This window comes from Streptomyces roseochromogenus subsp. oscitans DS 12.976, assembly GCF_000497445.1.
Classification (GTDB): Bacteria; Actinomycetota; Actinomycetes; order Streptomycetales; family Streptomycetaceae; genus Streptomyces; species Streptomyces oscitans.
Genome location: NZ_CM002285.1, coordinates 8,911,253 through 8,924,668, shown reverse-complemented (window position 1 = coordinate 8,924,668; position 13,416 = coordinate 8,911,253). Strand labels below are relative to the sequence as shown.

At 73.0% G+C, this 13,416-nt stretch carries 8 protein-coding genes, 1 tRNA gene and 5 pseudogenes; 6 read left to right on the top strand and 8 right to left on the bottom strand.

The window, feature by feature from the left end:
• Positions 1 to 186: pseudogene (locus M878_RS50035) on the top strand (NrfD/PsrC family molybdoenzyme membrane anchor subunit); the annotation flags it as partial.
• Here the strand turns inward: M878_RS50035 and M878_RS88305 are convergent.
• The gene (locus M878_RS88305; protein ID WP_023553183.1) at positions 183 to 698 is read right to left on the bottom strand and encodes a DUF4232 domain-containing protein; all 516 of its coding nucleotides are present in this window, start codon (positions 696 to 698) and stop codon (positions 183 to 185) included. The pseudogene M878_RS50035 and the gene M878_RS88305 overlap by 4 nt on opposite strands.
• Positions 699 to 1,107: 409 nt before the next feature.
• On the opposite strand from M878_RS88305, the gene M878_RS88300 reads away from it, so the two are divergent.
• On the top strand, positions 1,108 to 2,625 hold the full coding sequence (locus M878_RS88300) for an MFS transporter (protein ID WP_023553182.1): 1,518 nt from the start codon (positions 1,108 to 1,110) through the stop codon (positions 2,623 to 2,625).
• A gap of 197 nt (positions 2,626 to 2,822) precedes the next feature.
• On the opposite strand, the pseudogene M878_RS000000100675 reads toward M878_RS88300, so the two are convergent.
• Positions 2,823 to 2,957: pseudogene (locus M878_RS000000100675) on the bottom strand (MBL fold metallo-hydrolase); the annotation flags it as partial.
• A gap of 261 nt (positions 2,958 to 3,218) precedes the next feature.
• Here M878_RS000000100675 and fdnG point away from each other — a divergent pair.
• The gene (gene fdnG / locus M878_RS88290; RefSeq protein WP_106962788.1) at positions 3,219 to 6,359 is read left to right on the top strand and encodes a formate dehydrogenase-N subunit alpha; all 3,141 of its coding nucleotides are present in this window, start codon (positions 3,219 to 3,221) and stop codon (positions 6,357 to 6,359) included.
• Positions 6,360 to 6,365: 6 nt separating this feature from the next.
• Here the strand turns inward: fdnG and selD are convergent, their stop codons facing one another.
• A complete protein-coding gene (selD, locus tag M878_RS88285) occupies positions 6,366 to 7,385 on the bottom strand; it encodes a selenide, water dikinase SelD (protein WP_023553179.1) in 1,020 nt (339 codons plus the stop codon).
• Positions 7,386 to 7,422: 37 nt separating this feature from the next.
• On the opposite strand from selD, the gene M878_RS97925 reads away from it, so the two are divergent.
• Positions 7,423 to 7,519, top strand: a tRNA-Sec gene (locus M878_RS97925).
• A 61-nt stretch (positions 7,520 to 7,580) separates the two neighbouring features.
• On the opposite strand, the pseudogene M878_RS000000100665 reads toward M878_RS97925, so the two are convergent.
• Positions 7,581 to 7,967: pseudogene (locus tag M878_RS000000100665) on the bottom strand (SelB domain-containing protein); the annotation flags it as partial.
• 99 nt (positions 7,968 to 8,066) lie between these two features.
• Here M878_RS000000100665 and M878_RS000000100660 point away from each other — a divergent pair.
• Positions 8,067 to 8,537, top strand: coding sequence for a hypothetical protein (locus M878_RS000000100660; protein WP_245238307.1), 471 nt, complete (start codon positions 8,067 to 8,069; stop codon positions 8,535 to 8,537).
• A gap of 318 nt (positions 8,538 to 8,855) precedes the next feature.
• Here the strand turns inward: M878_RS000000100660 and M878_RS000000100655 are convergent.
• The 4 genes and pseudogenes from M878_RS000000100655 to M878_RS88265 all read right to left on the bottom strand — a co-directional run.
• A pseudogene (locus M878_RS000000100655) lies at positions 8,856 to 9,323 on the bottom strand (GTP-binding protein); the annotation flags it as partial.
• A complete protein-coding gene (selA, locus tag M878_RS88275; protein ID WP_023553177.1) occupies positions 9,323 to 10,774 on the bottom strand; it encodes an L-seryl-tRNA(Sec) selenium transferase in 1,452 nt (483 codons plus the stop codon). The pseudogene M878_RS000000100655 and the gene selA, both read right to left, overlap by 1 nt.
• A 155-nt stretch (positions 10,775 to 10,929) precedes the next feature.
• Positions 10,930 to 11,988 carry an MASE1 domain-containing protein gene (locus M878_RS88270; protein WP_023553176.1) on the bottom strand — a complete coding sequence of 353 codons (1,059 nt, stop codon included), beginning with the start codon at positions 11,986 to 11,988 and terminating at the stop codon, positions 10,930 to 10,932.
• A gap of 276 nt (positions 11,989 to 12,264) precedes the next feature.
• Entirely contained in the window at positions 12,265 to 13,095 is an 831-nt protein-coding gene (locus tag M878_RS88265; protein ID WP_023553175.1) for a PP2C family protein-serine/threonine phosphatase, read from the bottom strand.
• A gap of 84 nt (positions 13,096 to 13,179) precedes the next feature.
• Between M878_RS88265 and M878_RS000000100650 the strand changes: the two are divergent.
• A pseudogene (locus M878_RS000000100650) lies at positions 13,180 to 13,416 on the top strand (hypothetical protein); the annotation flags it as partial.

Here is a 13,416-nt window from a genome sequence, read left to right as displayed (position 1 = left end):
GGCGGCGCGGCCCTCGCCCTGTCGGCGGGGCGGGACCGGCGCCTGGCCCTGGCGGCCGCGGCCGCGCTGCTCTCCGGCTCGGCGGCGCTCCGCTTCGGCGTGTTCCACGCCGGGGTGGCCTCCGCCGAGGATCCGAGATACACCGTCGTACCGCAGCGGGAACGCCGGACGGCGCGCGGCCGCTAGGGGGTCACGTCGATCCGGTACGCGAGGGCGGTGACCTCAAGGTCGCCGTTGTCGACCCACTGCGGGAACTTGAGCGTCTTGTGGCTGGTCGCCGCGGGCGGGGTGACCTGGAGATAGGCGGCATGGACGGCGTCGGCGGTGCCGGTGTTGGCGTGCGTCCACGCTATGACCGCCTCCGCGCTCTGGCCCTTGCGGAGGGTCAGGGTGGTCTTGGCGGGGCTCTTCACGTACCAGGTGTCGCCCCAGTGGGTGGCCGAGTGGAGCGTGCGGTGGGAGCCGTTCTCCAGGCCGAGGCCCGGGAAGCCCCGCAGCACGCACATGTGGGCGCCGGTGTTCGTCAGCTTCAGCACCACGCCCTGATGGTTCATGCCGCCGGCGAGGCCCTGGCCGAACGAGGCGCTCAGCGCGGAGACGGCGCACGTGGGCGTCGCCGTCACGGCACCGGCCTGGGCGGCCTGCGCCACCCCGGCACCGGCGAGGCCCAGACCGGCGGCCGTGGCCACGGCGAACATCGCGTGTCCGCGGCACAGGCGCCGGTCGGACCGGGGAACCACAGCGGTCTGAGGCGTGTGGCTTTGGTGCTGGTGAGTCATGGTGAGCGCTCGTCCCTTCGTTCGCGGCTCGGTAACTCGCCTTACCTCAGGTGTGATACGGGAGGCCGGAGAAAGGTTCGGCGGATTTTCGGCCGTGGTCAGAACCTGCCGTGGTGAGAGCCGGCCGACCCGGTCGATGACGCGGATCTGGAGGGAGTGCCCGCGTCGTCTGCGGCCCGCGGACGGCGTCGGCGATCCGCCCGGCCTGCCTTTGCCCCCGGCAGGTTGCGGTAGCAGGCTGTGTGGTGTGCCCGCGCCCAGATGGGGGAACGTGGTTGCCTCAGGCGGCGCCGGCGATCCGGGTGCGGCCTTGGTGAAAGGAGCCCAGGTGACAGCGGCGGCGTCAGCGGCTCACGGCGGGAACCCTGGCTCTCAGGAGGCCGGGTACGAGCCGGATCCGCACCGGTGGCGGGCCCTGTGGGTCACCCTGGTGGCCGGCTTCATGAGCCTGCTGGACGTGACGATCGTGGCGGTCGCCCTGCCCACCATCCAGCGGGATCTGCACGCCTCCCCCGCCCAGGTGCAGTGGGTGGTGTCCGGATACGCGCTCACCTTCGCCCTCGCCCTCGTCACCGCCGGCCGGCTCGGCGACGCCCTGGACCGGCGGCGCATCTTCCTGCTCGCCCTCAGCGGCTTCGTCGTCTTCAGCGCGGCCTGCGGGGCGGCCCCCGACATCACGCTGCTGGTGGTGGCCCGCCTCGCCCAGGGGCTGGCGGCCGGTTTCATGGCGCCGCAGAACTCCGCGCTCATCCAGCAGATGTTCCGTGGTGCCGAACGCGGCCGCGCCTTCGGCTTCTTCGGCTCCACCGTCGGCATATCCTCGGCCGCCGGCCCCATCACCGGCGGCGCCATCCTCGCCCTCGCCTCCGGCCCCCAGGGCTGGCGGTGGATCTTCTACGTCAACGTCCCCATCGGCATCCTCGCCGTTCTCCTCGGCCGCCGGCTGCTGCCCAGCACCCGGCCCTCCGGCCGGGGACAGGTGGACCTGCCGGGCGTGCTGCTCCTCGGGCTCGGCGTCCTCGCGCTGATGTTCCCACTGGTCCAGGCGGACTCCGGCGGCATCGGCCGCCTGTGGTGGCTGTTCCCGGCCGGCGCCGCGATCCTCCTCGTCTTCGCCTGGTGGCAGCACCGGCTGGTCGACCGGGGTGCGCAGCCGCTGCTCGACCCACGTCTGTTCACCGGCGTGCGCGGCTACGCCGTCGGCGCCGGAGTGGGCACGCTCTACTTCATCGGGTTCAGCGGCGTGTGGCTGGTCTTCGCGCTCTTCTTCCAGCACGGCCTGGGCTTCACGCCGCTCCGGTCCGGTCTCGCCGTGACGCCCTTCGCCCTCGGCTCGGCGAGCGCGGCCGTGGTCGCCGGCCGGCTGGTGGACCGGTTCGGCCGTCTGCTCACCGTCTGTGGCCTGACGGGCGTGATCCTCGGCCTGGGCGGTACCGCGCTGCTGCTCCGTTTCGCACCCATCGGCATCGCGCCCTGGCTCGCGGCCCCCGTCCTCTTCCTCGGCGGCATCGGCGGCGGCTTCGTGGTCTCCCCCAACATCACCATGACCCTGCGGGATGTACCCGTGTACATGGCGGGCGCGGCGGGCGGGGCCCTGCAGACCGGACAGCGGCTCGGTGCCGCAGTGGGGACCGCCGCCCTGCCCGGCCTCTTCTACCTGGTGCTCGGCAGAAGCCATGACTACCGGGGCGCCTTGGTCACCGCGCTGGGCGCCGCGCTCGTCGGCATGGCGGCGTCGCTGGCCCTCGCGACGTTCGACCGGCAGCGCGACCGGCGCCTGCGCGGGCCGCACCGCAGATGCCCGGACGAGGTCGCCCACAACCCGATGCACGCCCGGCAGACCTGAGCCACCGACGGGTCCGGTGTACGGCGCCGGCGGCCGGCTCTTTGTCTCGCCACAGGCCGGTTTCGCGTCTGCGGGCTCTTCGTCTCGCGGGAGGCCGGTTTCTTCACGGGAGGCCGGTTTCTCGTCTCGCCGCAGCTGCGGGAACGGGCAGAAGCCGGTAGGGGTGATCAGGCGGCCGGCGCTGGGCAGTGCGAGGGCTCGGACGGCCCCGGGTCGATGTCGACGCAGGTGCCGATGCCGGGGTGGGCGAGCCGGACCGGATGGTGGATGCAGTCGCCGGTGATCAGGGCCGACTCCCCCTTGCTCGTCAGCTCGACGGCGACATGGCCCGGCCCAGCCAGGCCGGGTTGGCCCGCTCCTTGCCGGTGCCACGGAGGTCCGCGGGCCGACCTGACGGCCTGGGCCGGACAGTTCCTCGACGAGACGGCCTCTCCTCCGGGCCGCGCGTATATCCGCTATCCGCAACGCCCTGCTCGGCAACCCGGGCCGCATCCTCTTCCGACCGGCCGGGCGTCCGGGAGATGCCGTGCCCGTCCGCGTGCGGGAAAATCAAGGTATCGAGCGGATCAAGGGACCGAGCGGAAGGAGTGGCTGTGGGCGTACGCACCTGGATCGGCTCGTGGCCGGTCTACCGCCAGCTGGCGGGCACCGATCCGCTGGGCCGGGGCGCCGCGGCGAAGAGCGGGCGCAGCGAGCGGCTCACGCCCCGGGTGGCCACCGCCGATCGGGTGGTGAAGTCGGTCTGCCCGTACTGCGCCGTCGGCTGCGGCCAGAACGTGTACGTCCAGGACGAGAAGGTCACCCAGATCGAGGGCGACCCGGACTCCCCGGTCTCACGCGGCCGGCTGTGCCCCAAGGGCGCGGCGAGCCTGCAGCTGACGACCGGGGATGCCCGTGAGCACCAGGTGCTCTACCGGCGCCCCCACGGCACCGCGTGGGAGCGGCTGGACCTCGACACCGCGATGGACATGATCGCCGACCGGGTGATCGAGGCGCGCCGGGCGGGCTGGCAGTGGACGGTCGACGAGACCCGCACCCGGCGCACCCTCGGCATCGCGAGCCTCGGCGGGGCCACGCTCGACAACGAAGAGAACTACCTGATCAAGAAGTTGTTCACCGCGCTCGGAGCGATCCAGATCGAGAACCAGGCCCGGGTTTGACACTCCTCCACCGTTCCCGGTCTGGGAACCTCGTTCGGACGCGGCGGCGCGACCACCTTCCAGCAGGATCTGCAGAACGCGGACTGCGTCGTCATCGAGGGCTCGAACATGGCCGAGTGCCATCCGGTCGGGTTCCAGTGGGTGATGGAGGCCAAGGCGCGGGGCGCGAAGCTGATCCATGTCGACCCGCGGTTCACCCGCACCAGCGCGCTGGCCGACGTGCACGTGCCGCTGCGCGCGGGCACGGACATCGCGTTCCTCGGCGGGATCATCCACTACGTCCTGGAGCGGGACAAGTACTTCCGTGAGTACGTCGTGGCGTACACCAACGCCCCGGTGATCGTGCGGGAGGACTTCCATGACACCGAGGATCTGGCGGGCGTGTTCTCCGGTCTTGACGCCGCCAACCGCACCTACAGCAAAAGCAGTTGGCAGTATGAAGGCGGCACGGGCGAGCCGGAGCGGGACGAGACGCTGACGCATCCGCGCTGTGTGTTCCAGGTGCTCAAGCGGCACTACGCCCGCTACACCCCGGAGCTGGTCGAGCAGATCTGCGGGGTGCCGCAGGATCTGTTCCGGCAGGTGTGCGAGCTGGTCACGGAGAACTCCGGCCGCGACCGTACGACGGCCTTCGCGTACGCGGTCGGCTGGACGCAGCACACGGTGGGCGTGCAGTACATCCGGGCGGCGGCCGTACTGCAGACCCTGCTCGGCAACATCGGCCGGCCGGGCGGCGGCATCCTGGCCCTGCGCGGGCACGCCTCGATCCAGGGCTCCACGGACATCCCGACGCTGTTCAACCTGCTGCCGGGCTACATCCCGATGCCGCACGCCCACCGGCACCAGGACCTGGCCGCCTTTCTCGCGGCCGAGACGGCCTCCAAGGGCTACTGGGGCAACATGCGCGCCTACCTGGTGAGCCTGCTCAAGGCGTACTGGGGTGACGCGGCGACCGAAGAGAACGACTTCTGCTTCGACTACCTGCCCCGGCTGACCGGCTCCCACTCCGCGTACGAGACGACCCTGGCCCAGCTGGAGGGCGTCTGCTCGGGCTACTTCCTGTTCGGCGAGAACCCGGCGGTGGGCAACGCCAACTCCAAGCTGATGCGGCTCGGGATGGCCGGCCTGGGCTGGCTGGTCGTCCGCGACTTCTCGCTGATCGAGTCGGCGACCTGGTGGCAGGACGGGCCCGAGATCGAGACCGGCGAGCTGCGCACCGAGGACATCCGCACCGAGGTGTTCTTCCTGCCGGCCGCCGCGCACACCGAGAAGGACGGCAGCTTCACCAACACCCAGCGGCTGCTGCAGTGGCACCACCAGGCGGTCGAGCCGCCCGGCGCGTCGCGCAGCGATCTGTGGTTCACCTACCACCTGGGGCGGATCATCCGCGAGAAACTCGCGGGGTCCACCGAGGAGATGGACCGGCCCGTGCTCGATCTGACCTGGGACTATCCGACGAAGGGCCCGCTCGCCGAACCCGACGCGGAGGCCGTGCTCGCCGAGATCAACGGCCATGACGCCGAGGGCGGGCCGCTCTCCTCCTACGAGCAGCTGAAGCCCGACGGCTCCACCACATGCGGCTGCTGGATCTACTGCGGTGTCTACGCCGACGGCGTCAACCAGGCCGCCCGCCGCAGACCCGGCCAGGAGCAGGACTGGGTGGCGGCCGAGTGGGCGTGGGCCTGGCCGGCCAACCGCCGGATCCTGTACAACCGCGCCTCCGCCGACCCGCAGGGCAGACCGTGGAGCGAGCGGAAGGCACTGGTGTGGTGGGACCCGGACAAGGGTGAGTGGTCCGGGCACGATGTCCCCGACTTCAAGAGGGACAAGGCACCCGACCACGGACCGCCCGAGGACGCGACCGGCCCGGAAGCCCTGTCGGGCGAGGACCCGTTCATCATGCAGTCCGACGGCAAGGCCTGGCTGTATGTGCCGTCCGGCCTCGCCGACGGCCCGCTCCCGGCCCATTACGAGCCGCAGGACTCGCCGTTCGTGAACCTGCTCTACGACCAGCAGCGCAATCCGGTACGGCAGTTGATGCCCTCGCTGCCCGACAACCGTTACCAGCCGAGCGGCGACGAACCCGGCTCAGAGGTGTTCCCGTACGTGGCCACCACCTACCGGCTGACCGAGCACCACACGGCGGGCGGCATGTCCCGCTGGCAGCCGTATCTGGCCGAGCTGCAACCGGAGTTCTTCTGCGAGGTCTCCCCCGAGCTGGCGGCCGAGCGGGGCCTGGCACATACCGGGTGGGCGACCATCGTCAGCGCACGCGCGGTGATCGAGGCGCGGGTGCTGGTGACCGACCGGATGGCGCCGCTGACGGTGCTGGGCCGCCGGCTGCACCAGGTCGGGCTGCCGTACCACTGGGGTCCCAACGGCTACAGCACCGGGGACGCAGCCAACGAGCTGCTGCATCTGTCCCTGGACCCCAACGTCCACATCCAGGAGTCGAAGGCGTTCGCCGTGGACATCCGCCCCGGCCGCCGGCCACGCGGTCCGGCGTCGGTGGACCTGGTGCGGGCCTACCGCAGGCGGGCGGGCATCGACGAGCACACCGGAACGGATCCGTAGCGGGCTTCACTTCAGCACGACCGAGAGCGGTCCGCGCGGCACCAGCTCCCCCACCACCGGCGCTCCGGGCACCTCGGCCGCGACGAGCAGCCCGCCGGAGGTCTGGGCGTCGGCGAGCAGCAGCCGGGTGTCGCCGTCGGTGTCGCCGAAGTCGGTGTGCGGGGTGACCCAGGCGAGGTTGCGCCGGGTGCCGCCGCTGACGTACCCGTCCCGGACGGCCTCGCGTGCCCCCTCCAGATACGGGACGGCGGCGGTGTCGACCACGGCGGTCACGCCGGAGGCACGGGCCAGCTTGTGGAGATGGCCGAGGAGACCGAACCCGGTGACATCGGTGGCACAGGTGGCCCCGGCGGCCAGCGCGGCCTCGGAGGCCTCGCGGTTCAGGGCTGTCATCGTGGCGACGGCCTGCTCGAAGCGCTCACCGGTGGCCTTGTGCCGGTTGTTCAGCACACCCACGCCCAACGGCTTGGTCAGCGAGAGCGGCACCCCTGGCCGGCCGGCGTCGTTGCGCAGCAGCCGCGCGGGATCGGCGAGTCCGGTGACGGCCATGCCGTACTTGGGCTCCGCGTCGTCGACGCTGTGTCCGCCGCCGACATGGCAGCAGGCCTCGGTGGCGACGGCCAGTCCGCCGCGCAGCACCTCGCGGGCCAGTTCGAAGGGCAGCCGGTCGCGCGGCCAGGCCAGCAGATTCACGGCGAGCACCGGCCGACCGCCCATCGCGTACACGTCGGACAGGGCGTTGGCGGCGGCGATGCGTCCCCAGTCGTAGGCGTCGTCCACGACCGGGGTGAAGAAGTCGGCCGTACAGACGACGGCGGTTCCCCGGTGGGTGATCACGGCGGCGTCGTCACCGGTGGCGATCCCGACGAGCAGCGGGGTGTCGCCCCCGGCGGGCGCCGGCCCGGTCAGCCCGGCGACCACCTCCTCCAGCTCTCCGGGCGGGATCTTGCACGCGCAGCCGCCGCCGTGGGCGTACTGCGTGAGCCGGACGGGGGTCTGGCGGATCGGTGGGGATGTCGATGTCATACCGGCGGTCTCCTGGAGCAGTAGCCTGGCGGGCGGTGGAGGCGTGTGGGTGCCTGGTGGCCCTCCCGGTCTTCAAAACCGAGGGGTCCGAGGATCTCGGGCCGGCGGGTTCGATTCCCGTCCGTCTCCGTCCACCCCGTTCACCGCATCTGTACAAGGGCTTCCCTCGCCCGTACGGCAGCGGCGGCGCTGGTCGTCGACGCGCTCGGTGTACCCGCGCGCGTCCAGGAACTCCAGCAGCGGTACGGCCACCCGGCGGGTGGTGTCCAGCGCGCGCCGGGCCGCGCTGAGCGTGAACGGCTGGGGCAGCGCGCGAAGTTCGGCGGCGGCCTCGGCGTCGGCGCCGGGCAGCAGCACGATTCCGTCGGCGATCCGCAGCAGGGCACCGGCCGTGACGGCGGCTGCCAACGCCCTGCGGTTCAGGCCGAGTTGGACAAGCCGGCCGGCCTCTGGTGCGCGGAACGGCGCACGGGCGAGGTCCTGGCGTACGGCGTCCACGGCGGCGCGGACTGGCCGGGGCAGGTCGGGGCCGATGCTGTCTGCGGTATACAACCGGCCCTGTCTGGTGCGTAGTCGGGGCATGGTGCCGGCCAGGGCGTCGACGAGGGCCCGGTCGGGCAGGCCGAGCAGGCGGCGGGCCGCCTCGGTGGGCAGGCCCGGTTCCAGCGGGTCTTCCTTGGCGTGGCGTTGGACCTCGGCGGCCAGCCGATCCCTCAGAGCGATCCAGTGCGCGTCGTCCACCAGCCAGTCCCCCGCGACCGGTTCGGCGGGAGCCAGGACGCCCATCGCCAGCAGGTCGGCGCGCCGGATCAGCCTGCGGCGGCGCAGTTCGCCGGCGCCGTCAGGGCGGCCGGTCAGAGCGGCGAGTTCGGCGGCACGGGCCCGGCCGGCGCCACGCCGGGTCAGCCGGGGCGGTCGTACGTCCAGGACGGTGGCCCCGCAGGGCGTACGACCGCCGCCCGGTTCGCGCAGCACCGCGCGGTCGCCGACCCGCAGGGGCAGTCCCCGGGCGAGGGTGAGGCGGGCGGTGTCGTCGCCGAGCGGACGGACGGTGACGGGCACGGCGGCGGTGCCGATGTGCAGGGTGACCGAACGGGGCAGGCGGGCGACCGGCTCCCCGGTGACCCGGACGTCGAGCACATCGCTGCGTGACCAGCAGTCCGGGGTCAGCAGCACCTGCCCCCGGCGCAGGTCATCGGCGCCCTGCCCGTGCAGGTTGACGGCCACGCGGGCCACACCGCCGACCGCCGTCCGCTCCTCGTGCAGGGTCTGCAGCCCGCGCACCCGGAGCACGCGCGGACCGTCCCCGGTGACCAGCCGGTCGCCGGCGCGCAGGGTGCCCGCGCCGAGCGTGCCGGTCACGACGGTGCCGTGCCCGCGCACGGTGAAGGCCCGGTCGAGCCACAGCCGTACGTCGGCGTCGGGATCGGGATCGGCCAACTCCCCTGCCAGCAACTCCAGTTCGCGGCGCAGCGCGTCGAGTCCGGCACCGGTGAGCGCGCTCACCGCGACCGCCGGCACCTTTCCGAGAGAGGTCCTGGCCAGCCGCTCGACGGCGTCAGCGCGTACGGGTTCCGGGTCGGCGAGGTCGCTGCGGGTCACCGCGAGGACGGCGTGCCGGACGCCGAGCGCGTCGAGGACCGCCAAGTGCTCCTCGGACTGGGGCTGCCAGCCCTGGTCGGCGGCGACCACGAACAGCACGGCGGGCACCGGCCCGACGCCGGCCAGCATGGTCGGCACGAAGCGTTCGTGCCCGGGTACGTCGACAAAGGCCAGGTGGTCACCGTCCGGGCCGAGCCGCGTCCACACGAACCCCAGGTCGAGGGTGAGCCCCCGGCGGCGTTCCTCCAGGTGGCGGTCGGGCTCCATGCCGGTGAGGGCCCGTACCAGGGCGGACTTGCCGTGGTCGACATGACCGGCGGTGGCGAGCACCCGCATCACGCCCGCCCTTCCCCGGCCGGGCGGACTGCCCCCACGGGCACGGCTTCCCTGGCGGTCCGGGCCAGGCGCACGGCCTCGGCCAGCCGCTCGTCGTCCTGCTCCGGCACCGCGCGCAGGTCCAGCAGGCAGCGGCCCGACTCCAGCCGTCCGACGACGGGGAGGGGGCCGGTGCGCAGCGCGGCGGCGTACGGCTCCGGCAGGGACAGAGCCGCGCTGGGCAGGGTGACTCCGGGGGCGCCTCCGCCGCCGACGGTGGCGGCGCACTCGACGGCCCGTACGTCGAGGCCGTCGGCGCCGAGGCTCGTGGCGATCCGGTCGGCGCGGGCGCGCAGTACGGCCGGGTCGGCGGTGAGGGCGAGGGCTGTCGGGGTGGGCGGGCCGGTGAGGGTGGCCGCCAGGGCGGCCAGGGTCAGCTTGTCGACGCGCAGCGCGCGGGCCAGCGGGTGCCGGGCGAGGGCACGGACCAGGTCCCGGGCGCCGAGCAGCAGTCCGCACTGAGGGCCGCCGAGCAGTTTGTCGCCGCTCGCGGTGACGAGCGAGGCGCCCGCACGCAGCTCGGTGTCCGCGTCGGGTTCCTCGGGCAGCGCCGGATGCGGGGCGAGCAGTCCGGAGCCGATGTCGACGACGACCGGGACACCGAGACCGGTGAGTTCGGCCGTCCCGGCGGAGCGGGTGAAGCCGGTGACGCGGAAGTTGGACGGATGCACCTTGAGCACGAACCCGGTGCCGGGGCCGGTCACGGCGGCGTAGTCGGCGGCGGTCGTGCGGTTGGTCGTACCGACCTCGCGGAGCCGGGCGCCGGTCGAGACGAGCAGGTCGGGCAGGCGGAATCCGTCGCCGATCTCCACCAGCTCGCCCCGGCTGACGACGATCTCCTTGTCGGCCGCGAGCACGGTGGCGGCGAGGAGAAGCGCGGCGGCGCCGTTGTTGACGACGTGCACGGCGCCCGCACGTGGGACGCGCTCGCGCAGGACGGCGAGTGCCGAGCGGCCACGGCGGGCGCGGACGCCGGTCGCGAGGTCCAGTTCGACGTCCGTGGGTCCGGCAGCCTCCTGGACGGCCTGCCGAGCGGTGACCGACAGCGGGGCCCGGCCGAGGTTGGTGTGCAGCAGCACCCCGGTGGCATTGATCACCGGGCGCAGCCCGCTCGCGGTGCCGGGCAGCAGCGCGAGCGCCGTCTCCGCCACCCGCTCGGGCGAGATCCCTCCCTCGCGGGCCCGCTCCTGCGCCTCGTGGACGGCGGCCTTCACCACTCCGGCGCCGAGACGGTCCACCACCACGGCCAGCCGGGGGTCGCGGAGCAGCCGGTCGGTAGGCGGGATGCGACGGCGTACGTCGATGGCGTCCGGCGGCCGTACGACAGCACCGTCGGGCCGCCGCACGCGGCCGGAGCGCGCCCGGTCCGCCTCGGTCCGCCGGCCCTCCGCGCTCACCGCCCGCTGCTCCATACCGCGTCTGTTCCTCCCGTCCGGAACGTGCCCCTCCGGGCACCGCCCATCGTCTCCCAGCGCCCCTGACCAGCCGTCCGACACGCCGGAGGAGGCGGTGACGCCGGCAGCGCGGGCAAGCAGGCCCCTCACCGATTGCCCTGCCCCGCCCCGCGTCACAGGGGCCCGTTGCGCCGAGTCCGATCGTCCCTGCCGTCGATCTCGCCGATGTGGCTGATGTCGTCGGTATTGCTGATGTCGTCGGTGTGCGGCAGCGGCCGGGGCGGCGGGGGATCGCCCGCGGTGAGGTGTTCCAGCACCTCGACCAGTTCCTGACAGGCCTTCTCCACCGAGCTCCGGGTGTTGCGCTGCTCGGTGATCAGGGCGGACAGCAGCAGGGCGGTCAGGGCCATCGAGCCGTTGAACGTCTGGAGCTTCGCCATGACCTCGATCCGGCTCAGTCCCGTGAAGGCCCCGACGCCGTCCGTCGCGGCGACAGTGGCCAGCACGGACGTCAGCAGCGCGCACAGCACACTGCCCTCGAGCTGAAAACGCAGGGCGGCCCAGATGAGCAGCGGGTAGACGAGATAGAGCAGGCTGATCGAGCTGTAGACGGCCACCGGCACGAGACAGCAGGCGACGACGGTCAGCGCGACTGCCTCCTTCCAGCGGGCCAGGGAGGGCGGCCAGCGCGCACCGTGCAGCAACAGCAGCAGCGGGGTGACGAGCAGGACGCCCATGGCGTCGCCCACCCACCAGGCCAGCCAGACGGGCCAGAAGCTGGGCCAGTCCAGCTTGCCGGTGAGGACGAGCAGCCCGACGCCGGCGGTCGAGCTGATCAGCATCGCCGTCAGCGCGCCGAGGAACACCAGGGCGACACCGTCCCGTAACCGGCTGAGGTCCGTGTGGAAGCGGGCCCGGCGCAGCAGGAGCACCGCGACCACCGGTGCGCCGGTCTGGGCGGCGAGGGTGCCGAGCACGTCGAGGTGGGGGGTGGTGAGGGACATCACGGCCAGCAAGGCGCCGATCGAGACGCCGGGCCAGCAGCGCAGGCCGAGGATCAGCAGGGCGGCGACGGCGACACCGGTCGGCGGCCAGATGGGGGTGACGATGGCGCCCTCGACGGTGAGTTCGCGCAGGAGTCCGAGCCGGGCAGCGCCGTAGTAGCAGGCCGCGACGGCCACCACCTGGACGGCGTAGCCGCCCGGCCGGCGCAGATCCTCGATACCCACCACAGCAGCCATCTCACACCGACGGCCCCCGGTCGGCGAGGCGAGACCCGCGGCCGTCCGGCCCTATGGCTGAATCCCGGACCGCTCACGCGGTGGCCGGCCGAGGTGGCCACGCCCGGCTCCGGGTCCGTCTTCGCGGTCTTCGCGGCTTCACGGCTTCACGGCTTTGCGGCATTGCAGTGGCCCGTCCAGCCGAGGCCGGGGACATGCGCACCGTGGCCGACCTGACCGGTCAGGGCCGGATCCGGGCGGATGTGCAGGGTGGTCGCCCGGACCCGGTCACAGGTGGTTCGCGGGACTGTCCAGACCTACGACGAGGACCGCCGCGTCGTCCTCGTGCCCGACGCTCTCGGCGCCTTTGATCACGGCGGCGGCCAGGGCATGGGCCTCCAGGCCGGCGACGGCGGCGATGCCGGCGAGGCGTACGACCTGGTCGAGGCCGTCCTCGATGGTGAGTGAGGGGCCCTCGACCACGCCGTCGGTGAGCAGGACGAAGACTCCGCCCGTGGTGAGCCGGTGTCTGGTCACCGGGTACTCCATGCCCTTGTCGATGCCGAGCGGCGGCCCTCCCTCGTCGTCGACGACGCCGGACTTGCCCTCGGCCGTGGCCCACACGAACGGGATGTGGCCGGCCCGTGCGCTCTCCAGCACTCCGGTGGCCGGGTCGAGGCGCATGAAGGTGCAGGTGGCGAAGAGTTCGCTGCCCAGCGAGAGCAGCAGGTCGTTGGTGCGGGCGAGCAGTTCGCCCGGTTCGCCGGTCACGGAGGCGAGGGCGCGCAGTCCGGCCCGTACCTGGCCCATGAAGGCGGCGGCCTCGATGTTGTGCCCCTGTACGTCGCCGATGGACAGCCCGATCCGCCCGTCGGGCAGGACGAACGCGTCGTACCAGTCGCCGCCCACGTTGAGTCCGAGGTTGGCCGGTGTGTAACGGACGGCGAGGTGCAGGCCGGGGGCGGTGGGCAGGTCCCGGGGCAGCATGCCGCGCTGCAGGGCGAGGGCCAGCTCGACCTGGGTGCGCTGCAGCTCCGCGCGCTCGCGTGCCTGGGCGGTGAGCGAACCGAGTCTGGCCAGCAGCTCGTCGCCTTCGTCCGTGGAGCGCTTGCGGGCCATCGATCACTTCCGACGGGGCGGTGGCCTGCGATGACCTGCCGCCGCCTGCATGTTCAGCAAACGCCTAGATTTTACCTATTTCACATGTTCCCGCCCCACGAGCGGGCGGCGGTACGGCTCCGGACCCACGTCGGAAACCGGGTGACACGCCCCTGCGCGCACACGTCAGCGTGCCGCCCACGTCCACCGGACGCCAAGGGCCGGGCCACCTCGGTCGCGCTCGGCGGCACCACGCTCGCCTGTGTGGTGGGCGTGTCCGCCGGTGCCGGGCTGGGCCGGCTGCTCGGCCGGCGTTCGGCGTTCTGGGCGGTGGCCCTGCTG